Below are 20,505 nucleotides of genomic sequence, written 5' to 3' on the forward strand. Positions count from 1 at the left end.
GTTCTCATGCTTAGTCCTTGCGAACGGTATAGACGATATCCATGGCGCTGGTCATGCCGGTCTGGGCGCGCAAGGTGACGCTGCGCGACAGGTCGTAGAAGATATAGATGATGCCCATGGCTCCCGACAGGCTCTGCTCGTAGGTCAGGTAGAGCTTGTCCGAGATGCGCTTGCCCATGGTCAGCGCAGCGCCTGCTGCATCCGTACCGTCCCCGCCTCCCTTGAAACCGACTTCATCGAGCCCCAGGCTGCCCGCAATCTTGCCGCTGGAACTGTTGCCGCCAGCCAGCAAGGCCATGGCGGCCTGCTGAAGCAGGGCGCTGCTGGCCCCGCCGGAGGCAGGGTCGCGGCCCATGACTACCCAGGAGAGCTTTTCCGCGTCGGGCAGGGCAGGGTCCGAGTGCAGCAGCACGCGTGGCGCACTGGCCGTGCCCAGCACCTGCACACCGGCCTTGACGGCAATATTTGGGCGCAGCGCCAGTATGTCCAGCGAGGGGTTGTTGTAGGGGCCATTGAAGCGGATCAGCCCGGTTTCCACATTCAGCGACTGTCCCCAGGCGCGGTAGCGGCCTTGCTCGGTACGGATTTCTCCGGTCACGCTGGGCGGGCCGCCGATGTAGCTGGCGCCTCGCACTTCAAGCTGACCCAGCAGTCGCGTGGTTATGCCAAAGCCTTGCAGCGCAAAGTCACGTCCCATGTCGAGCTTGACGAGAATGTCTGGCACCTTGCGCGGCGTGGCGCGGGCCTGTTCCTTGCGGGCCTGTTGTTCGCTACGCCGGCGCTCCTCCTCTTCGGCCTTGCGCGATGCCGCCGAGCGCACCACCACATTCTTGTCCAGCGATGGCGCGGATTCCTCGGGCAGGATGATGGAGGCTCTGTCGACCGTCAGGTCGCCGCGCAGCGTGAACTGGCCTTGCTCCAGCCGGGCCTGCAGATCGCCGGAGACGCTGACCTGACGGTCGGCACGCACCAGGACTTGCAGCTTGCTGGCCTTGGCCTGCAGATTCATGCTCAGGCCCGATTCGGCCCCCGTACCCGGTGGTGTGAACTGGGCATAGCCCGAGCCGGTAAGCTGGCCACCGTCTTCAGGAGCTCGGGTCAGATTGCCGCTATAGCCCAAAATGCGCGCCTGGCTGCCCTTGCCGCCCTTGAGGCGCAGTTCGGTGATGTCCAGTCTGGTGCCTTGCAGCTTGGCGCGCAGAATGCCGTCGCGCAGGTCCACGCCATCGAGCAAGGACACGATGTTGAGCCCATCGGCCTTGATATCGCCCTGCCACTTGGGGTCCTGCAAGGTGCCGCGGATGCTGGCATCCGCCGCCAAGCTGCCCTGAACGCGCCAGCCCGGTGGCGCAAACAAGGACCACAGCCCCATATCTGGCATATTGGCGTGCAGCTGACCGGACAGAGGCGCTGTGGCGGGTAGCGTCCAGCCGTCTTGCTGGTAGCTGAGCTGGGTGCGCAGGTCGGCGTTGAGCTTGCCTGCGCGCTCGCTGTCCCAAAGCAGTTTGGCGTTGACCTGGCTGCCCTGGGCCTGCACGTTGAGGCGCATGTCCTTGATGCGCGAGCGCATGCCTGCGCCGCCGATCTGGCGCGTGCGCGTGCCGCCGGCGCGTGTGGCGGTGGGGCCGGTAGTCTGGATGACGGTGGTGCTGGAGCCATCGTCCACCGCCAGCCGCAGATCGCCTGCGGCGCGCTCGACCGTGAGATCGGCCTTGAGATCCTTGCCCAGAGTGTCCAGGTTCCAGCGCGCGTTGAAGCTCAAGTCGCCGGAAATCCCAGCGGCTTCCAGTGGCGGATCGTCATCGCCCAGGCTGAAGGCATCGACCCAGGCCAGCGGAATTCCAAGGGCCTGCCCTGCGCTGCGCACACCCCATTGGCCGCTGCCGGCACGGGTGACGGAACTCGCCTCCCATGTCAGCTGGGCGGGAGGCAGTGGCTCGCTGCTGGTACGCCTGAGGCTCAGTTTGGGAGGCGTGATCTGCAGCTTGCCGGCGCTGAACTGATAGGCGGTGCTCAGCACCGTGCTGCCGCTGGTGCGCTGTTGGATCTGCACGGGGGCACCGGGCTGAAGCTGCACGACCCAGGGGCCGGGCTTGTTCTTGTCGGGTGTGAACTGGGCCTGCAGCTTGTCCAGACTGGCCTGCCAGTCCAGCGGTGCCATGGCCTTGCCGCCTGTAAGGCCGGCCTGCAAAGTAGTGTCGATCTGTATGCTCTTGCCAGCCTGCTGGGCCTGCGCGGTCAGGCCGATCCTGGCATTTTCGGGGCTGCCGTCAATGCTCAATGCCAGCGCAGGCAGGATGGCGCTCTGCTCGGCTGCGGTGCCGGCAGGCAGATAGCGAATTTTCTCGGCGCGCAGCTTGGCCTGAATCTGCAAGCCACTGGCGGGAATGGCCGCGCCATGGGCGGCACTCAGGCGCTTGAGCAGGTTTTCCCAACCGCCCTTCAGGGCCAGTTGCAAATCTGCGCTGCCATCAAGCTGCGCACCGCTCAGTGGGTCCTTGACGCCCGGCAGCTTGCGCAGCCATTGCGTGAGCGTGCTCATGGAGCCGAGCTGCAGCTGGCTTTGGACAGCGCCGCTGGCGGGGCCCATCTGCCCTTCGATGCTCAGTTGCGCACCGGGAGCAGCGGCCTTGAGCCTGGCCTTGGCCTGCTGGGTTTCGGTATTGAACTCCACGGACCTGGCATCGACGCTGGCCTGCAGGGCTTGCAGCTGCAGCTTTTCCAACTGCAGCAGCGGAGCCTGCCACTGGCCGCTGGCAGCCAGGGTCTGAATGCGCAGCGCCGGGCTGTCGCGCTTGCCGCCTGCCGCCTGCAGATTGGCGTCAAACACTATCTTGCTGGCTGCTGGATCGCTGCTGTCGACATCGGCCTGCACGGCCTTGGCACTGATCCGGCCCTGCAAGGGCGAGGCTTCCAGCGTGCTGTAGAGATCGGCCGGGTTGAGCTGTTCCACCGTGGCCAGGCCTTCGAACAACCGGGTGCTCGGAGTGAACTGACCGCCGAGTGCGATATGGCCCTTGCCGATCTGGATACGGGAGTCATCCACCTGCCATTGCTGGCCATCGAAATCGATTCGGGCTGTCAGCTCGGCCAAGGGCAGGCGCTGCCGGTCCCAGGGGCCGGGCAGCGCGTTGCTGAAACGGGTGTTCAGGTTCCAGGGCTGAGCCTCCAGGTTCGTAGCTGGAGCTACCGTTTCGTCGGGGCCAGCCTGCAATTGGCCGGTCAACAGGGTGCGTGGCCCTTGAGGCCAGAAGGCCGAGACATCGAGATTGTGGAGTCTGGCCTTGGCTGCCAGCAGCGGCTGGCTGCGCCAGGGCATGATGCTGGCCTCCACATCCGCCTGCATGGTGCCCACCTCTGCCGTTGCTGCTTCGGACGGCCTCCCGCTCTTCTCCCGCTTCGGCTCGGTAGCCTGCGGGTCTTGAGTTCCCGGGCCAGGGGTCGATGCTTCAGCGCTGGCATTGGCCTTGATTGCCAGCCTGGCCGCTTCGGTGGCCAGCGTGCCTTCGGCCGTCACCTTGGCCTGCACGGCTATGGTGTTGAGGGCGTCAGCGCTTTTGTCCAGCGGATTGGGCACTTGCACATCGCCTGTTGCTTCTGCTTGCAAGGCCATGGGGGCCGCGCCCTGCAGCTTCAGCTGGGCCTGGTAGGCACCCTGGGCAAAGCGCAGGCTGCTGACCTTGAGTTCATGGTCTGTACCCGTGTATTCATAGCGACCGCGGAGGTCCTGAACCACGGCTTCAGGCGGGCCTTGCCAGATGATCTGATCGATCCTGAAGGGCAGCTCTATCTTCACCGGCAGGGTCAGCGACTGCAGTGGTTCGCTGGCGGGTTGGTCGGGGTCGGGGGTGCTGGCAATGCGCAACTCTGCGATATGGACTTCGCCCAGCTTGAGCGTACGGGACAACAGCAAAGGCCTGAACTGCCAGCCGATCTGAGCTTCCCTGACCTCGACCTTCATGGTCGGGCTTTGCCATTGCAGCCAGCCGATACGGCCGCCGTTCTTGACGCTGCCCGTGACCTCCTTGGCCACCAGGCTCTGGTCTGCGGGCAGCCAGCCCGCCACGCGCTGCAGCGTCTGGTTGAGCGAGTCGTCCCTGCCAATCCACCACAGCAGGCTGCCAAGTGCCAGCGCCAGTGCGAGCAGGGCCGCTGCAATAGTCCAGCCCAGTGCGCGCAGCCAGCGGCGGCGTCTGGGGGCTGAGGAGGAGGCCTTGGCGGTAGGGGTTGTGTCTTGTTCTGCCATGCTTAAAACGTGAAGCCCAGGCGCAGGTGCAGGCGCAGTTGCTGCTCCTGAGCGCCCCAGGCGAGATCTGCTTGAATCGGACCGACTGGGCTTTTCCAGCGTATGCCGGTGCCAAAACCGACGCGGGTGTAGAGCCGGTTGATATCGTCGCCGACCGTACCTGCATCGATGAAGACGGCGTGTTCGAAGTCCTGGGTGTTGCCCTTGATGGTGATGGGCCGCTGCCATTCCACGCTGCCCATGGCCAGATAGCGGCCGGCAATCACGCGGCCGTTGTCGGTGCGTGCGCCAATCGACTGATAGCCATAGCCGCGCACCGTGTTGTCACCGCCGGTCAGAAACATGATGGTGGTGGGCAGATCCACATCTTTCTTGGCCATGACGGCGCCGACTCCGGCCTTGATCTGCAGACGGCTGTGGCGCCTGGTTTCCTCATCGCGCTCGCCCAGCGGGATCAGGCTGAGCCAGCGGCCCGTGAGGCGCCCGAACGGCGAACGCTGCGGTGTCAGCGTGGTGCCGGCCCCGGCTTCCAGGGCCAGACCGAAGCCCGAGGTAGGCAGTAGGTTGTTGTCGAAATAGCGGGCCGTCCAGCCATAGTTGGCCAGCAGCGAGGAGGCGCCGGGCGGAGCACCTGCTCCCTGGGTCTTGGCATAGTCGTACTGCAGGTACAAATTGCGCTCTATGTGGTCTTCTGCCTTGGAGCGGCCAAAGCGCATCTGCGCACTGTTGGTGTAGAAGTCGCCAGCAGGTGCACGCTCTAGCTTGCCGCTGGCAAACCAGCGCCAGAGGTCTTCACCAGGAAGGCCGACCAACTGAGTGGAAATCAGCGGGTTCTTCCTGTCCAGCTGCAGCTTGCTGACGGCGCGCCAGTTCAGACCAGGAACCTTGTTGTAAGTGTGATCGATGGACAGACGGGGTCCGGTGTCCGTGCTCAGACCCACACCGAACACCCATTTCTGCAGCTTGGCCTCGCGCACCTTGGCAATCACGGGCGAGGTGATGGCTGCACCCTGATTCTTGCGCTGCTCGTCGCGCTCAGCTTCGGTAGCGGCCTGTTGTGGCGAATCGGCCAGCGAAAGAAATACCGAGTCGTAATAGCCGCTGCTGACCAGGCGCTGCTGCGCATCTAGCATGCTTTGCAAGTCATATTCCCTTCCTTCCGGAAGGCGCGCAATACGGGCCGTGCGCACCGGGTCGTAGCGCTCGGCACCATCGATCTGCAGCGGACCGAATGTATAGGCCGGGCCGGGGTCGTAACTCACGCTGACCTGGGCCTTGTTGGTGTCGGCGTCCACATCGGCGAGACTGGTATCTATGCGGGCCAGCGGATAACGGCGCTTTTGCAGCTCCTTGAGACCACCGCTCTTGGCGCTGCTCCAGGCCGATTGCGAGAATTGCTCGCCAGACTGCAGCGGCCAGGTTTCCTCGATCTGCAGGCGCTGCGAGGTTCCCAGCTCGTCGCTGGCATTGACGCCGGTAAAGCGCACCTCGGATTTTTCAATGATGGTGGGCGGGCCCGGATCGACCTTGACCACCACTTTGCGCGGTGCTTCTTCCTCGGGGGTATCGGTCAGCTCCACGGTTACCGTGGGGCTGAAATAGCCCAAGGTGCCTATCAGCTCGCGTACGTTGGCATCGGTCGCGCCCAGCAGGCGCGTCAGCTCGCGGCGCTGCAGATCGGGCTGGTGGCGAAAACGCTTGAGTTCAAGATGCTGCTCCAGCAGCGCACGGACTTGTTTTGGGGCATCGACTTCCAGCGTGAAGGCGGGGGGACCACTGGTGTCGATGCCCATGGCTTCGGCTTCTTTGTCTTTGGGGGAAAGCAGGCTGCAGCCGCTGAGGAGCAAGGCGGCTCCCAAAAGCAAAGCCGGCCTCAAGGCCGGCTTTTTCAAGGGCAAGGTCTGGGGCATGCCCCTATTTTGACAGCATGCGCATGGCGTCTTCCAAGCCTTTGAGCGACAAAGGGTACATGCGGTCCCCCATCAACTGCTGGATGATGCTGATGCTCTGGCGGTACTGCCATACGCCCTGAGGTTCGGGGTTGATCCAGGCAAAGTGCGGGAAGGCGTTCGTCAGGCGCTGCAGCCACTCGGCACCGGGTTCCTCGTTCATGTACTCGACCGAGCCGCCGGGCTGCAGGATTTCATAGGGGCTCATGGTCGCGTCGCCGACAAAGATCAGCTTGTAGTCCTTGTTGTACTTGCGAATGATGTCCCAGGTCGGGAATTTCTCGGCAAAGCGGCGGCGGTTGTTCTTCCACATGAAGTCGTAGACACAGTTGTGGAAGTAATAGAACTCCAGATGCTTGAGCTCGCTCTTCACGGCGGAGAACAGCTCCTCCACGCGCTGGATATGCTCGTCCATGGTGCCGCCCACGTCCATGAGCAGCAGCACTTTCACATTGTTATGCCGCTCGGGAACCATCTTGATGTCGAGATAGCCCGCATTGGCCGCCGTGGAGCGGATGGTGTCCGGCAGATCCAGTTCCAGTTCGCTGCCCTGGCGCGCAAACTTGCGCAGGCGGCGCAGCGCGACCTTGATATTGCGCGTGCCCAGCTCCTGGGTATCGTCATAGTCGCGGTAGGCTCGCTGCTCCCAGACCTTGACGGCGCTCTTGTTGCGGCCCGGCCCGCCAATGCGTATGCCTGCCGGGTTGTAGCCGCCATGACCGAAGGGACTTGTGCCGCCCGTCCCTATCCATTTGCTGCCGCCTTCGTGGCGCTCCTTTTGCTCCTCCAGGCGCTTCTTGAGCGTCTCCATCAGCTCGTCCCAGCCCATGGCTTCGATCTTGGCCTTGTCCTCGGGGCTGAGCTCGCGCTCCAGAAGCTTTTGCAACCAGTCCTGCGGAATTTCCTTGGTCAAGTCGGCCAGCATCTCCACACCCTTGAAATAGGCGGAAAAAGCGCGGTCGTACTTGTCGTAGTGCTTCTCGTCCTTGACCAGAATGGTTCGGCCCAGGTGATAGAAATCGTCCAGGCTCCAGCGATCCTCGCTCTTGGGGCCGATGATGCCCGCGTCCAGTGCTTCCAGCAGGGCCAGAAACTCCTTGACCGACACAGGCAGTTTGGCGGCACGCAGGGTGTAGAAGAAGTCGATCAGCATGAAAAATGTCTCCAGCGCTTATGTAGCGGGTGCATGCTGCTCCAGAAGATAGAGCAGTTGTGCACGGGCTTCAGGCCATTCGCCGCTGCGCATGCTGTACATCACGGTGTCGCGAATCGTGCCGTCGCGGCGCAGCGCATGGCCGCGAATCACGCCATCTTTCTTGGCACCTAGGCGCTCGATGGCGCGCTGGCTGGCGAAGTTGAAGTTGTCCGTGCGCCAGCCCACCACATGGCAGCCCAGCGTACCGAAGGCATGGGCCAGCAGCAGCAGCTTGGCTGAAGTGTTGACATGGGTGCGCTGCACGCTTTTGGCATACCAGGTGTAGCCAATCTCCACACGGCGAATGGCCGGCACGATGTCGTGATAACTGGTCGTGCCCAGCACCTTGCCGCTGGCATCGTCGAGCACGGCGAACGCAAAGCGGTGGCCCTGGTCGCGGCCCAGCAGCGCGGCCTCGATATAGCTGCGCACCTCGCCAGGCTCGGGCACGGAAGTCACTCGAATCTTCCACAGCTCTCCATCGGCAGCGGCCGCCGCCAGTCCAGGCTCATGGCTCAGATCCAGCGGCTCCAGCCGCACACCGCGGTCGCGCAAGGTCACAGGTTCTACAAAAGTCATGGCTTGCTCACTCAAAGTGGATTGCGCTTGCTGCGCCAGAGTCGGGCCAGCTTGAGCCCCAGGCCTCCGCTCAGCCCCACCATGGCAATGGCGGCAATGCTGCCCGCACCATAGCCCTGGGCAAACAGGTCAAGGCCCAGCACATGGGACAGGCCCCAGCCCAGCAGGGTGCCGCCCACAAAGCCGATGGCGTCGGAGCCGCCTTCCAGCAGCAGTTGTTGTGCGGTGCTCATGGGCTGTGTCTCCTCGGCTCTTAAGGACGGTTAGCGGTTGCGCTGATTCATGAAGACCAGCTTTTCAAACAGGCTCATATCCTGTTCGTTCTTGAGCAGCGCGCCAACCAGGGGCGGTACGCTGACCTTGCCTTCCTCGGATTGCAGGGCCGATGCAGGAATTTCCTCGGCGACCAGCAGCTTGAGCCAGTCGATCAGCTCGCTGGTCGAAGGCTTTTTCTTGAGGCCGGGCAGATTGCGCACATCGTAGAAGACCTTCATGGCGGCATTCAGCAACTCACCCTGCAGCTTGGGAAAATGCACGTTCACGATCTGGCGCATGGTGTCGGCATCGGGGAACTTGATGTAGTGGAAGAAGCAGCGGCGCAAGAACGCGTCGGGCAGTTCCTTTTCGTTGTTCGAGGTGATGAACACCAGCGGGCGGTGCTTGGCGCGGATCATCTCGTGGGTCTCGTAGCAATAGAACTCCATGCGATCGATTTCGCGGAGCAAGTCGTTGGGGAACTCGATGTCGGCCTTGTCGATCTCGTCGATCAGCAGCGCCACGGGGCGCTCCGCCGTGAAAGCCTGCCAGAGCACGCCCTTGACGATGTAGTTGTGAATGTCCTTGACGCGCTCGTCACCCAGTTGCGAATCGCGCAGGCGGCTCACGGCGTCGTACTCATACAGGCCTTGTTGGGCCTTGGTGGCGGACTTGATGTGCCACTGCAGCAGCGGCATGTCCAGCGCCTGCGCGACCTCCTCGGCCAGCATGGTCTTGCCCGTGCCGGGCTCGCCCTTGATGAGCAGAGGGCGCTGCAGGGTAGTGGCAGCGTTGACGGCCAGCATCAGATCTTGCGTGGCCACGTATTTGTCGGAACCTTGAAACTTCATGGGCGGTATCAGCGTAAGTATTGATAAGCGTGCGAAATTCTCACTGCCATAATCGTTTGCACTGCAGCAAGGCATTTGAGCACCCGTCTGAACTCTTGAAGGATTGTGCGCGCAAAATGATAAAAACTTGGACCACGGTATTGGCAGTAGTTGTCGCATCAGTGACCGGCGTGGCAAACGCCCAGGCTGTCAAGGGCGATGCAAAGGCTGGCTCAGGCAAGATCGCCATGTGCATAGGCTGTCATGGCATCACCGGTTATCAGGCCAGCTTCCCTGAGGTATATAAGGTGCCCATGATCGGTGGGCAGAACGAAGCCTATATCGTCTCGGCCCTGAACGCCTACAAGAAAGGCGAACGCAAACACCCCACCATGCGTGGCATTGCCGACTCGCTGAGCGAACAGGACATGGCCGATGTGGCGGCCTTCTATGCAGGTCATGGCAAGGCCAAGGACGGCAAGGCCAAGGAGGCGAACCCTGCTGTCACGGCGCTGCTGCAAAAAGGCGCCTGCTTCTCCTGTCACGGTGAAGGCTTTTCAAAGCCGATTGACCCGTCCTATCCCAAGGTGGCGGGGCAGTATTCGGACTATGTTTTCCGCGCCTTGCAGTCATACAAAACCGATGGCAATCCGCTCATCGGGCGCAGCAATGGCGTGATGGCCGGCATTGCCAAGCAGTTCAAGAACGACGAGCTGCAGCAGCTCGCCAAGTACATCGGTAGCCTGGACAGCGAGATGCAGGTGGTGGCGCAGCCGCACTTCCGCCTGGGCCAGAAATAGACCTTGTTTCAGAAAAAGCAAAAGCCCGTGCAGACGGGCTTTTGCTTTTTCTCAACGGGATGCAACTCAGGGGGCCGGTCCCCAGGGCTTGGGGGGCAGAGCTGGAGCCATCCTGCCGCGAGTGTGTCATCTCCCACCGGAGGCTGCGCAGCGCATCAGGGGGTACTTTTAAAACTGCCGTCGGTGGTGGCCAGACGCTGCACTCCGGCGACATAGGCTTCGCCATCGGGCGGGCGTCCCGAGCGCTGGCTTTCCCAGAGCATCTGGCCCAGGCATTCCATGGCGGCGTGATGGGCGTCATGCAGATCACGCTTCTTGGCCAGCAACTCAACCGCCTGGCGGATGCCGCGTGGCGAGTCCACGCTGCACTGCTCGCTGATGGACAGATGCATGGACAGATGAAGAAACGGGTTGGTGCGCTCGGGCTCTGAGTCATAGTTGCGCGCCACGGCGGCATCCATGTCGGAGAGCTCATCGAAATACTCGGGGTGCTCGTCTATCCACAGGCTGGCCAGTGTCTCGATGGCCTCCATGGGCGCGCCGCTGATCATCTTGGCGCGCACACCGCAAAAAAATCGCCGTACGTCGGCTTGACTGGGGTTGAACATGATGGCGCGCAGCGTATCACGGCTGTCGGGCATCAGCCGGACTGTGGTCTTGCTCGCTGGCCTGGGGCGTATCCGCTGCCTCGGCGTTGCCAGCCAGGAGATCGGCACGTTCCTTGGCCATTTGCTCCACCAGTTGCTGGCGGCCCTGCTTGGCCACCGCAATCAGCTGGTTCTTGTCCTTGTAATGCGGGTACATGCGCTCGGCCAGTGCCAGATTGTGCTCCCTGAAGCGTGCCGTGATGCGTTTGGCCTCGGCCGGACTCTGACCTAACAGCTCCAGCACCGACTGGGCCGAGATCAGGCTGGACTCGAACACTTCACGCTGGGCATGCTCCACACCCAGGTCGCGCAGTTGGAACCAGTGATTGAGATCCCGGGTGCGGGCCACGATCTCCAGGTTGGGGAAATGCTTGCGTACCTGGCTGGCTATCTTGAGGGACTGCTCGGGAGTGTCGACGGCAATCACCAGCACATGAGCCTTGGCTGCGCCTGCAATGCGCAGCAGATCCATGCGAGTGGCATCGCCGTAAAACACCCGGTGGCCATAGATCTGCGCGGCCTCCAGCATTTCCACGCTATGGTCCAGGATGGTCGGGCGTATGCCCTGGGCCAGCAACACGCGAGCCACGATCTGGCCGTAGCGGCCGAAGCCGGCAATGATGATGGGCGAGTCCTGAGGCTCGGAGATCTCTTTGGCCTTGTCGGAGCCGCATTCCTCATCCTTGATGGTGGAAAAGCGGCGCAGCAGCAGTTTGTCCAGCAGCACCAGCAGCAGCGGGCCCAGCAGCATGGACAGAGCCACCGCTGCGACCAGCATGGACGAGACGCTGTGGCGAAACACCTTGTACTGCGCGGCTGTCTGGAACACCACAAAGGCGAATTCCCCGCCTTGCGCCAGCATCAGCGTGAACACCGGGCGTTCGCGCCAGGGAATCTGCATGAATTTGGCCAAGCCGAAGATCATCACTGCCTTCAGTGCAATAAAGCCCGTCACCATGGCGGCCATGGCCCAGGGAGACTGGAGGATGACGCCAAAGTCAATGCTCATGCCCACGGCCATGAAGAACAGGCCCAGCAGCAGCCCTTTGAACGGCTCGATATTGGTTTCCAGCTCGCTGCGGTATTCGCTGTCGGCCAGCAGCACGCCGGCAAGGAAGGCGCCCAGCGCCATGGACAGGCCCACCTGTGTCATCAGCATGGCAATGCCTACGACCAACAACAAGGAAGTGGCGGTGAAGATCTCGGGGGTCTTGCTGCGCGCAATCCAGCGCAGCAGCGGTTGCAGCAGCAATCGGCCTCCGATGATGACGGCGCCAATCGTGCCCACGGTGTTGAGAATGGCCAGCCAGACATGGCTGTCACCGTGGCTGGCATGAGCGGCCTTGTAAGCGCCGAGAATCGGAATCAGTGCCAGGATGGGGATGGCCGCCACGTCCTGGAACAACAGGATGGAGAAAGCGGCCTGTCCGCTGGGAGTACGCATCAGATTGCGCTCGGCCATGATCTGCAGGCAGACAGCGGTGGACGACAGGGCTAGGCCCATGCCCGCAATCAGGCTGACGCGCCAGGACAGGCCAAAGGCCCATGCGGCCAGAAACAGAATGCCGGTGCAGACCGCCATTTGCGCCATGCCCCAGCCGAAGATCGGTCGCCGCAGCTCCCAGAGGCGCTTGGGCTGCAGCTCAAGTCCGATCACGAACAGCATCAGCACCACGCCAAATTCGGCAAAGTGCAGGATGTCGTCCACATTGCGCACCAGACCAAAACCCCAGGGGCCCATGGCAATGCCGGCGCCCAGGTAGCCGATGATGGCTCCCAGGCCCAGGGCTCTGGCGATGGGGACGGCTAGAACTGCCGCAGTAAGATAGATGAAGCCGTAAGTCAGCCAGATGGGAGAGCCGTGTTCCATGGGAATGTTATGTGGTGTTAACCCTAGAGAGATTCCATTTTGGCACCCGCAGTCAGGCGTCAGATTTTTGACAGAAAGAAAAATGGGACGAATGGTTACCTGCTGCTTATAGCGCCTGGTCAACCATGCGTCTGCAAGTTGACCGCGCAACTTTTAAGATAGGCGCTTTGTGACTGGCGCTTTAGATCGGCGTTTGGAGTGAGTATGGATCTGCACACCTGGTTTGCTTTTTTTGTGGCCTCCTGGATCATTGCGGTCTCGCCGGGCTCGGGGGCCGTGCTGTCCATGAGTCATGGTCTGTCCTACGGCGTGCGCAAGACCAGCGCCACCATCATGGGTCTGCAGCTCGGGTTGCTGCTCATCTTGCTGATAGCCGGGGCCGGCGTGGGCTCGCTGCTCATGGCATCCGAATGGGCCTTCAATGCCGTCAAGATTGTGGGCGCCGGCTATCTCATCTATCTGGGCATCAGCCAGTGGCGCTCCGGTGGCTCGCCGCTGGCAACGCAAGAGGCCGTGCCCGAGGCCAGTCTCAAAAAGCGCGTACTGACGGGCTTTCTGACCAATGCCACCAATCCCAAGGGCATCATCTTCATGGTGGCCGTGCTGCCCCAGTTCATGACCACCAGCCGTCCTCTGGCCCCTCAACTGGCGATTCTGGCTGTGACCATGCTGGCCGTGGATACCACGGTGATGCACAGCTATGCCGCAGGCGCCAGCGCCTTGCGCGGCCTGATGCGCAGCGCACGCGCCATGCGCAACCAGAACCGCGTGTTCGGCGGCCTGCTGATGGCGGTGGGCACGGGGCTGTTCTTTGTGCAGCGCTCCGGTGAAGCCTGATCTGCTTTGAAAAACATAGCTGCAAGCGTATGAATAGATTGAGCCAGCGGCATATTTGATCGAATAATCTAGGGTAAGCCCCTTGTCCCGCGTCAGACATGGCGCAGGGCAGGGGGCTTCTACATTGGGGGCATGAAAACCTTTCGCTCCTACTCCGAAGTGCTGGCCTCGATTGGGCAGGAAGTCGCCGTCAGCGACTGGATCACCATCACACAGGCCCAGATTCAAATGTTTGCCGATGCCACGGGCGATCAGCAATGGATTCATACCGATCCCGAGCGCGCAGCCCAGGGGCCGTTCGGCGCGCCGATTGCCCATGGCTTTCTCACGCTGTCCCTGCTGCCTCAGTTTTTCGAAGGCACTTTCAAGATCGAAGGCGCCAAGATGGGAGTGAACTACGGGCTCAACCGTGTGCGCTTCATGGCCCCGGTGCCCGTCAACAGCCGCTTGCGGGCCCGCATGACATTGCAGGCGGCGGAGCGCATCGAGCCGGCCGGCATCCAGATGACCTGGCTGGTGACGGTGGAGCGCGAGGGCAGCGACAAGCCTGTGTGCGTGGCCGAGTCGCTGGCGCGCAGCTTTGGTGCTGCGGCCTGATTCGCGGCGTAATTTTCAAGCCATGAAAAAAGCCCCTTGGCATCGGCCTTGGGGCTTTGTTATTGAGCAGCACCTTGCACAGCAGGGTGCTGCGCAGAAGTCGTCATTCGCCATAGTTATCCAGCAAACCGGCCTTGCCAGCGGCAATGGTTTCCTGGCGCACCTGCTCACGGCTGAGGTTGCTGGATTGCTGTTGCTGGGGCAGAGGCAGATAGGCATCGCCAACGGGCTGCAGCTGACCCCTGGCCATGGCGTCCTGCACCTGGGCCTTGACCTGGGCACGGGTCAGGGTGGACTGTGATGCAACTTCGGGAGGGTAGTGATCGCCGGTGAAGTCAAAGCCTGCGGCCTGTGCAGCGGCGGCGGACATGGCCAGGGTGGCAACGATGGCGAGGCGGTTGGCGTATTTCATGATTCGTCCTTTGGGTACATCGGGCCTGCAGTCCTGGCGGATATCGTCGGTCGGCTGCAAGTCCATGAGTCGTACTTTAGGACGATCTAATTGCGAGAAAAATCCCTTGTTGCGCAACTTATTGTTCCGAAAATAGAGACAATAAGCGGGAACTTAAAGAGCCGTCTTGGGCTCTGCAAGGGCAGCACCCGCGAAGCCCTGCTGACGCCAGGCTTCAAACACCGTCACGGCCACGGCATTGGATAGGTTCAGGCTGCGCTGAGATGCCAGCATGGGCAGGCGCAGTCGCTGCTCGTTGGGGAACTGGGCGCGCACCTCGGGTGGCAGGCCCTTGCTTTCAGAGCCAAAGACCAGCCAGTCGCCAGCTTTGAATTCCATGGCATGCGCCGGGCTGCTGCTATGTGTGGTCATGGCGAACATGCGCTCGCGCTGCGGCTGGCAGGTTTCGAGGAAGGCGTCCCAACTGGCGTGGCGGGCTACATTGGCGTACTCGTGATAGTCCAGTCCGGCGCGGCGCATATGCCGGTCTTCCATGGAAAAGCCCAGCGGCTCGATCAGATGCAGGCTGCAACCCGTATTGGCGGCCAGACGGATGACATTGCCCGTGTTGGGAGGGATCTCGGGCGCCACAAGAACGATATGAAACATGGGGCGCTATTGTGCAGCCCGGCTTTGACCCACGCTGCTGCCTTCGCAGTTCCAGACTGGCGAATATGGGTCAAGGCGTGCGTGCCAGCACGACGGCTCTGACCGATGCCGCGCCGGCCGACAGCAGGCAGCCTGCCAGTGCATCCAGCGTGGCACCGGTGGTCATCACGTCGTCGAGCAGCAAAATCTCCCGCCCTTTCACCAGAGCCTGTCGAGCCGGGGCGAGGCTGAAAATGCCGCGCAGCTGGCGCAGTCTTTGTTCCCGGCTGGAGGCATGTTGGGGCAGCTCCAGATGTTGGCGTTGCACAGCCTCGCTCAGCAAGGGCAAAGGCCTGTCGTATTGCTCAGAGAGGGAGCGTGCCAGCAGCAGGCTGTGGTCAAAGCCGCGCTCGCGCACGCGCTGTGCGGAGGCCGGCATGGGCAGCAAGGCATCGCAGGCCCGTAACTGCTCCCTGACTTCGGGGTGACCGGCCATCAGCCTGCCCAGACTGCGCACCAACCCCAGGTCGGCCTGAAATTTGTAGCGTGTGATGAGGTTTTGCCATGGGTAGGCATAGTCCAGCGCGGCGGTGCAGCGCTTGAGTCGGGGTGGTTGCTTGAGGCAGTTGCCGCAGAGGCTGACCAGAGCCGGCAGCGGCAGGGCACAGCTGTGGCAGCGGTGCTTGTGCTGGGCCCAGCGTGCATGGCAGTCGCGGCAGATACGCGGCCCCGGCCAGCGTCCACAGATTGCGCATTGGCTGGGCAAGGCATCCAGCCAACGCTGCTGCTGGCGGCGCAGGTGTGAAAGCCATGTCGCATGAAGGTCGGGCATGGAATCAATATACTCGCGCCGCATTGATCTTCACTCCGGCAGTTGGTGAGCGGCTCGCTCGACTCTCTGCCTGCTTCTGTCCGCCCATGTCCCACGTCCTGCCTCCAACAATTGATTCTGCAGCTGCAAACCATTGGCAAATGGCCGCTCCGGCCGAATCCCCCTGGTTGCACGAAGAGGTGGCCAGTCGCATGCAACAGCGCCTGGACTGGATCGTGAAGCCGCCTGAGCAATGGTGTCACTGGGAGCCGGTTCGCGGCGGCATGCAGGCTCACCAACTGCTGCGCGAGCGCTATCCGCAGGCCGAATGCACGATCTATGAACCCGTAGCCCGCCGCGAGGCCGTGGCCCAGGACAAGCTCGGCAGCCGCTGGTGGCAGCTTTCGCGCTGGAAGGGGGCTGCCGTGCAGATGGGGGCGCCCGCAGATGCCAGCATGGACATGCTCTGGGCCAATATGCTGCTGCATACGGCAGCCGATCCGCAGACCCTGATCGAGCGCTGGCACAAGGCACTCAAGGTCGACGGCTATGTCATGTTCTCCTGCCTCGGGCCGGATACGGTGCAGCAGCTGCATCGGCTCTACGCCGAACTCGGCTGGGGGCCGGCAGGTCATACGTTTACCGATATGCATGACTGGGGCGACATGCTGGTGCATTCCGGCTTTGCCGAGCCGGTGATGGACATGGAGCGCATCACTCTGACCTTTGCCACGCCGCAGCGTCTGTTGCAGGAACTGCGCGAACTGGGCCGCAATCTGCACCCCGGGCGTTTTGCCGGTCTGCGTGGCCGTGACTGGAAGGCCGGGCTGCTGCAGAAAATGGCGGAGCGCTGGGCCGACAAGCAGCCCGATGGACAGCTCTCGTTGACCTTCGAGATCGTTTATGGCCACGCCTACAAACCGCAGCCCAAACTGCGTCTGGAAGCCAACAGCGCCGTGTCGCTGGAAGACATGAAGGCCATGCTCAAGCAGCCCCGCAACACGGGTTTGCGATAGCACATCTGTCGTTTTCCGGTCATTGATTCGACACAAAGCTGCCTACAATTTCCCCTAGTTATTTCATGGATAGCAGCAATCCTTCGGGCTTCTCTCCTGCCTGAAGGAAACCAGACAGTGCGGCCCAAGCCGCCAGGGGAGATATCGGGTGTTTCGCTTTGCCAAGGGGACTGGCCAGCGGGTTCGACAGCGGCCGGTTTTTGCATTTCATCATCACCACAAGCCAGCTTTTTGCTGCGCTGACGCATCCTTGTGCCCGGCGGTTGTCGCGGTGCAGGGACGTCCCATCTTCTTCCCTTCTGTCTTGGCTGCCAGGCCAGTTTCAGCCATCTCCGACACTTGCCGTGAGATGCGCTTGCCAGTACGAGTTTCAAGTCCGGTCAGGCCTGCCTACGCAAGGTCGATTGGCATGGGTTTCCGGTACATGCATTAGTGAATGCGCGCAGACAGTGCTATCAAATTCTGGGGCATGCTGCGTTGAAGTTCGCGAGGTAGTGTGAGTGTCACAGCCTTCTGGCCGGCAGCGGCACGAAGCGGTGTGAGCGAGTGGACAACTGAGGCTTAGAGGTAAGTGAAAACGATGAAAAACATTTCCACCAAGCTGGTTCCCTGGAGTTTGGCCTTGGCGGCGTGGGGTAGTTCCATGGCCTATGCGGCGCAGGATCTGCCGGGAGGCCCTGCCGTCAACCAGCTCAATCTGCATCCGCCTGTGACACGCATTGCCGTGGAGCAGCACTGGCTGCACTGGATGATGCTCATCATCTGCACGGTGATCTTTATCGCGGTGTTCGGGGTGATGTTCTACTCCATCTGGAAGCACCGCAAATCCCAGGGTGCCAAGGCTGCGAACTTTCATGAATCGGTCAAGGTGGAGGTGGCCTGGACGGTTGCTCCCTTCATCATCGTGATTCTGATGGCGCTGCCCGCCACCAAGGTGCTGGTGGCACAGAAGGACACGACCAATGCCGACCTCACGATCAAGGCCACCGGCTATCAGTGGAAATGGGGTTATGACTATCTGAGCGGCGAGGGCGAAGGCCTGGGCTTTGTTTCCACGCTGGACAATGCCCAGCGTCAGATGTCCAACAGCGGCGATGTGAGCAATGCGCCCAACGACTATCTGCTCAGGGTCGACAACCCGCTGGTCGTACCCGTGGGCAAGAAGGTGCGCATCATCACCACGGCCAACGATGTGATCCACTCCTTCATGGTGCCGGCCTTTGGCATCAAGCAGGATGCGATTCCCGGCTTCGTGCGCGATACCTGGTTCAAGGCCGAGAAGACCGGCGACTACTACGGCCAGTGTGCCGAGTTGTGCGGCAAGGAGCATGCCTACATGCCCATTCATGTGAAGGTGCTGTCTGCCGAAGCCTACACCGCCTGGGTGGCCGGAGAGAAGAAGAAGCTGGCCGCCAAGGCCGATGATCCGAACAAGGTCTGGGTGCTGGCCGATCTGGTGGCACGTGGCGAAAAAGTCTATGCCGCCAACTGCGCTGCCTGCCACCAGGCCAATGGCAAGGGAGCCGGTCCCATCAAGCCGCTGGACGGCAGTCCCGTGGTCCTGGGCCCCACGGCCGACATGATGCACGCCGTGCTCGAAGGTCGCGCCAACGGTGCCATGCCGGCCTGGAAGCAGCTGAGCGACACCGAACTGGCCGCAGTGGTGACCTTTGCCAAGAATCATTGGAGCAACCAGACCGGCCAACTGGTGCAGCCCGCCCAGTTCGTGGCAGCGCGTGGCGGCAAATTCCCTGAAGGCGGAGGCAGTGCTGCACCCGCCGCTCCTGCGGCAGACTCTGCTGCCCCTGCGCAAGGTGCAGCCGCTGCCGCCAGCGACGCCGGCCCTTATCAAGTCTTTTTCGAGACCGGCAAGAGCGTGCTGGACGACAAGGCCCAGGCTGCGGTGAAGAAGGCGGCCGAGTACTGGAGTGCCCACAACGACGGCAAGATTGCTCTGTCGGGCTTTGTGGACTCCACCGGCAACGCCGACAAGAACGCGGAGCTGGCCAAGGAGCGAGCCAAGGCCGTGGCCAAGCTGCTGGAGGACAGCGGTATTGCGGGAGACCGCATCGAGCTGCGCAAGCCCGAGACCATCACGGCTGCGGCAGGCGCGGACCAGCAGGCACGCCGTGTTGACATCACGGCCGCGAAGTAAGCCCCGGGTATAGAGACCGATTGGAGAAAAGAATATGAGCGCCGTAGTTCCTCCCGTCCACACCCATGAGGGCCATGGTCACGACCATGGGCACGACGACCATCACCACGCCATGCCCTCGGGCTGGCGCCGCTGGCTGTTTGCCACCAACCACAAGGACATCGGCACGATGTACCTGCTGTTCTCCTTCACCATGCTGATGGTGGGAGGCATTCTGGCCATGCTGATCCGTGCCGAGCTGTTCGAGCCTGGCCTGCAGATCGTCAACCCCGAGCTGTTCAACCAGCTCACCACCATGCACGGCCTGATCATGGTGTTCGGCGCCATCATGCCGGCCTTCGTGGGCTTCGCGAACTGGATGCTGCCGCTGCAGATCGGTGCTTCCGACATGGCGTTTGCGCGCATGAACAACTTCAGCTTCTGGCTGCTGATTCCCGCCGGCATCATGCTGGTGGGCTCGTTCTTCATGCCCGGCGGTGCGCCGGCGGCCGGCTGGACGCTGTATGCGCCGCTGACGCTGCAGATGGGTCCGTCCATGGACACCAGCATCTTTGCCATGCACATCATGGGTGCCAGCTCCATCATGGGCGCGATCAACATCATCGTCACCATCCTGAACATGCGCGCGCCCGGCATGACGCTGATGAAGATGCCGCTGTTTGCCTGGACCTGGCTGATCACCGCCTATCTGCTGATCGCCGTGATGCCGGTGCTGGCCGGCGCCATCACCATGACGCTGACCGACCGCCACTTCGGCACCAGCTTCTTCAATCCTGCGGGCGGTGGCGATCCGGTGATGTACCAGCACATCTTCTGGTTCTTCGGTCACCCCGAGGTCTACATCATGATCTTGCCGGCCTTCGGCATCGTCAGCCAGATCGTGCCCGCCTTCAGCCGCAAGAAGCTGTTTGGCTACACTTCCATGGTCTATGCCGTGGCGGCGATTGCCATCCTGTCCTTCATCGTCTGGGCGCACCATATGTTCACCACGGGCATGCCGGTCACGGGTCAGCTGTTCTTCATGTACGCGACCATGCTGATCTCCGTGCCCACGGCCGTGAAGGTGTTCAACTGGACGGCCACCATGTGGCGCGGCTCCATGAGCTTTGAAACCCCGATGCTGTTCGCCGTGGGCTTCATTTTCGTGTTCACCATGGGGGGCTTCACGGGACTGATACTGTCCATGGCGCCCATCGACATCCAGCTGCAGGACACCTATTACGTGGTGGCCCACTTCCACTATGTGCTGGTGGCCGGTTCGCTGTTCTCCATGTTTGCCGGCTATTACTACTGGTCGCCCAAGTGGACGGGCGTGATGTATTCCGAGACGCGTGGCCGCATCCATTTCTGGGGCTCGCTGATCTTCTTCAACATCACCTTCTTCCCCATGCACTTCCTGGGTCTGGCCGGCATGCCGCGTCGCTATGCCGACTACCCCATGCAGTTCGCCGACTTCAACATGATTGCCTCCATCGGCGGCTTTGGCTTCGGTCTGATGCAGGTGTACTTCTTCCTGTTCGTCGTCTGGCCCGCCATGCGCGGCCATGGCGAGAAGGCACCGCAAAAACCCTGGGAAGCGGCCGAGGGTCTGGAATGGGAAGTGCCTTCTCCGGCGCCGTTCCACACCTTCGAGACGCCTCCCAAGCTCGATGAAACCGCGACGAAGGTGATAGCTTGAG

17 protein-coding genes are annotated in these 20,505 nt (G+C 62.0%); 6 read left to right on the top strand and 11 right to left on the bottom strand.

What is annotated here, in order from left to right; genetic code table 11:
- Positions 1 to 10: 10 nt before the first annotated feature.
- Genes ACWGXF_RS14035 through ACWGXF_RS14060 form a run of 6 tightly spaced genes read right to left on the bottom strand, consistent with a single transcriptional unit; the run spans position 11 to position 9,075 of the window.
- Positions 11 to 4,246 carry a translocation/assembly module TamB domain-containing protein gene (locus ACWGXF_RS14035; protein WP_452102047.1) on the bottom strand — a complete coding sequence of 1,412 codons (4,236 nt, stop codon included), beginning with the start codon at positions 4,244 to 4,246 and terminating at the stop codon, positions 11 to 13.
- A 2-nt stretch (positions 4,247 to 4,248) separates the two neighbouring features.
- Complete coding sequence (locus ACWGXF_RS14040; protein WP_452102048.1) at positions 4,249 to 6,156, bottom strand: autotransporter assembly complex protein TamA; 1,908 nt, start codon at positions 6,154 to 6,156, stop codon at positions 4,249 to 4,251.
- 4 nt (positions 6,157 to 6,160) lie between these two features.
- Complete coding sequence (locus ACWGXF_RS14045; protein ID WP_256628519.1) at positions 6,161 to 7,348, bottom strand: vWA domain-containing protein; 1,188 nt, start codon at positions 7,346 to 7,348, stop codon at positions 6,161 to 6,163.
- Positions 7,349 to 7,366: 18 nt separating this feature from the next.
- Positions 7,367 to 7,969: a GNAT family N-acetyltransferase gene (locus ACWGXF_RS14050; RefSeq protein WP_003071238.1), complete on the bottom strand. Its 603-nt coding sequence runs from the start codon at positions 7,967 to 7,969 to the stop codon at positions 7,367 to 7,369.
- 11 nt (positions 7,970 to 7,980) lie between these two features.
- Positions 7,981 to 8,202 carry a hypothetical protein gene (locus ACWGXF_RS14055; RefSeq protein ID WP_452102049.1) on the bottom strand — a complete coding sequence of 74 codons (222 nt, stop codon included), beginning with the start codon at positions 8,200 to 8,202 and terminating at the stop codon, positions 7,981 to 7,983.
- 30 nt (positions 8,203 to 8,232) lie between these two features.
- Positions 8,233 to 9,075, bottom strand: a complete 843-nt coding sequence (locus tag ACWGXF_RS14060; protein ID WP_452102050.1) for an AAA family ATPase — start codon at positions 9,073 to 9,075, stop codon at positions 8,233 to 8,235.
- A 116-nt stretch (positions 9,076 to 9,191) separates the two neighbouring features.
- Here ACWGXF_RS14060 and ACWGXF_RS14065 point away from each other — a divergent pair, with 116 nt between their 5' ends.
- Entirely contained in the window at positions 9,192 to 9,854 is a 663-nt protein-coding gene (locus ACWGXF_RS14065; protein WP_256628516.1) for a c-type cytochrome, read from the top strand.
- 155 nt (positions 9,855 to 10,009) lie between these two features.
- Here the strand turns inward: ACWGXF_RS14065 and ACWGXF_RS14070 are convergent, their stop codons facing one another.
- Complete coding sequence (locus tag ACWGXF_RS14070; protein WP_034353992.1) at positions 10,010 to 10,462, bottom strand: DUF1841 family protein; 453 nt, start codon at positions 10,460 to 10,462, stop codon at positions 10,010 to 10,012.
- 16 nt (positions 10,463 to 10,478) lie between these two features.
- Positions 10,479 to 12,371 (bottom strand): glutathione-regulated potassium-efflux system protein KefC, encoded by a 1,893-nt coding sequence (gene kefC / locus ACWGXF_RS14075; protein WP_452102051.1) that lies wholly within the window; start codon positions 12,369 to 12,371, stop codon positions 10,479 to 10,481.
- 204 nt (positions 12,372 to 12,575) lie between these two features.
- Between kefC and ACWGXF_RS14080 the strand changes: the two genes are divergently transcribed.
- Positions 12,576 to 13,208, top strand: a complete 633-nt coding sequence (locus ACWGXF_RS14080) for a LysE family transporter (protein ID WP_003071257.1) — start codon at positions 12,576 to 12,578, stop codon at positions 13,206 to 13,208.
- Between the two features lie 132 nt (positions 13,209 to 13,340).
- Positions 13,341 to 13,805, top strand: coding sequence for a MaoC family dehydratase (locus ACWGXF_RS14085; protein WP_003071260.1), 465 nt, complete (start codon positions 13,341 to 13,343; stop codon positions 13,803 to 13,805).
- Between the two features lie 103 nt (positions 13,806 to 13,908).
- Here ACWGXF_RS14085 and ACWGXF_RS14090 read toward each other — a convergent pair whose 3' ends face one another.
- The 3 genes from ACWGXF_RS14090 to ACWGXF_RS14100 all read right to left on the bottom strand — a co-directional run bounded on the left by ACWGXF_RS14090 (position 13,909) and on the right by ACWGXF_RS14100 (position 15,676).
- On the bottom strand, positions 13,909 to 14,283 hold the full coding sequence (locus ACWGXF_RS14090) for a DUF4148 domain-containing protein (protein WP_256628515.1): 375 nt from the start codon (positions 14,281 to 14,283) through the stop codon (positions 13,909 to 13,911).
- 87 nt (positions 14,284 to 14,370) lie between these two features.
- Positions 14,371 to 14,865: a tRNA (uridine(34)/cytosine(34)/5-carboxymethylaminomethyluridine(34)-2'-O)-methyltransferase TrmL gene (trmL, locus tag ACWGXF_RS14095; protein ID WP_012839697.1), complete on the bottom strand. Its 495-nt coding sequence runs from the start codon at positions 14,863 to 14,865 to the stop codon at positions 14,371 to 14,373.
- A 70-nt stretch (positions 14,866 to 14,935) separates the two neighbouring features.
- Entirely contained in the window at positions 14,936 to 15,676 is a 741-nt protein-coding gene (locus ACWGXF_RS14100; protein ID WP_452102052.1) for a ComF family protein, read from the bottom strand.
- Positions 15,677 to 15,762: 86 nt separating this feature from the next.
- Between ACWGXF_RS14100 and ACWGXF_RS14105 the strand changes: the two genes are divergently transcribed.
- The 3 genes from ACWGXF_RS14105 (at position 15,763) to ctaD (ending at position 20,504) form a co-directional block, all read left to right on the top strand.
- On the top strand, positions 15,763 to 16,671 hold the full coding sequence (locus ACWGXF_RS14105) for a class I SAM-dependent methyltransferase (protein ID WP_256628514.1): 909 nt from the start codon (positions 15,763 to 15,765) through the stop codon (positions 16,669 to 16,671).
- A gap of 580 nt (positions 16,672 to 17,251) precedes the next feature.
- Positions 17,252 to 18,826 (top strand): cytochrome c oxidase subunit II, encoded by a 1,575-nt coding sequence (gene coxB / locus ACWGXF_RS14110; protein ID WP_256628513.1) that lies wholly within the window; start codon positions 17,252 to 17,254, stop codon positions 18,824 to 18,826.
- Positions 18,827 to 18,860: 34 nt separating this feature from the next.
- Positions 18,861 to 20,504 carry a cytochrome c oxidase subunit I gene (ctaD, locus tag ACWGXF_RS14115; protein ID WP_003071270.1) on the top strand — a complete coding sequence of 548 codons (1,644 nt, stop codon included), beginning with the start codon at positions 18,861 to 18,863 and terminating at the stop codon, positions 20,502 to 20,504.
- The last annotated feature ends 1 nt before the right edge of the window (position 20,505 follow it).

The sequence above is a fragment of the Comamonas sp. HJ-2 genome (genome assembly GCF_053615495.1).

Excerpts from the sequence above, each read along its gene's own strand:
- ACWGXF_RS14035 (WP_452102047.1), bottom strand. The coding sequence starts at position 4,246 with ATGGCAGAACAAGACACAACCCCTACCGCCAAGGCCTCCTCCTCAGCC.
- ACWGXF_RS14040 (WP_452102048.1), bottom strand. The coding sequence starts at position 6,156 with ATGCCCCAGACCTTGCCCTTGAAAAAGCCGGCCTTGAGGCCGGCTTTG.
- ACWGXF_RS14045 (WP_256628519.1), bottom strand. The coding sequence starts at position 7,348 with ATGCTGATCGACTTCTTCTACACCCTGCGTGCCGCCAAACTGCCTGTG.
- ACWGXF_RS14050 (WP_003071238.1), bottom strand. The coding sequence starts at position 7,969 with ATGACTTTTGTAGAACCTGTGACCTTGCGCGACCGCGGTGTGCGGCTG.
- ACWGXF_RS14055 (WP_452102049.1), bottom strand. The coding sequence starts at position 8,202 with ATGAGCACCGCACAACAACTGCTGCTGGAAGGCGGCTCCGACGCCATC.
- ACWGXF_RS14060 (WP_452102050.1), bottom strand. The coding sequence starts at position 9,075 with ATGAAGTTTCAAGGTTCCGACAAATACGTGGCCACGCAAGATCTGATG.
- ACWGXF_RS14065 (WP_256628516.1), top strand. The coding sequence starts at position 9,192 with ATGATAAAAACTTGGACCACGGTATTGGCAGTAGTTGTCGCATCAGTG.
- ACWGXF_RS14070 (WP_034353992.1), bottom strand. The coding sequence starts at position 10,462 with ATGTTCAACCCCAGTCAAGCCGACGTACGGCGATTTTTTTGCGGTGTG.
- kefC (WP_452102051.1), bottom strand. The coding sequence starts at position 12,371 with ATGGAACACGGCTCTCCCATCTGGCTGACTTACGGCTTCATCTATCTT.
- ACWGXF_RS14080 (WP_003071257.1), top strand. The coding sequence starts at position 12,576 with ATGGATCTGCACACCTGGTTTGCTTTTTTTGTGGCCTCCTGGATCATT.
- ACWGXF_RS14085 (WP_003071260.1), top strand. The coding sequence starts at position 13,341 with ATGAAAACCTTTCGCTCCTACTCCGAAGTGCTGGCCTCGATTGGGCAG.
- ACWGXF_RS14090 (WP_256628515.1), bottom strand. The coding sequence starts at position 14,283 with ATGGACTTGCAGCCGACCGACGATATCCGCCAGGACTGCAGGCCCGAT.
- trmL (WP_012839697.1), bottom strand. The coding sequence starts at position 14,865 with ATGTTTCATATCGTTCTTGTGGCGCCCGAGATCCCTCCCAACACGGGC.
- ACWGXF_RS14100 (WP_452102052.1), bottom strand. The coding sequence starts at position 15,676 with ATGCCCGACCTTCATGCGACATGGCTTTCACACCTGCGCCGCCAGCAG.
- ACWGXF_RS14105 (WP_256628514.1), top strand. The coding sequence starts at position 15,763 with ATGTCCCACGTCCTGCCTCCAACAATTGATTCTGCAGCTGCAAACCAT.
- coxB (WP_256628513.1), top strand. The coding sequence starts at position 17,252 with ATGAAAAACATTTCCACCAAGCTGGTTCCCTGGAGTTTGGCCTTGGCG.
- ctaD (WP_003071270.1), top strand. The coding sequence starts at position 18,861 with ATGAGCGCCGTAGTTCCTCCCGTCCACACCCATGAGGGCCATGGTCAC.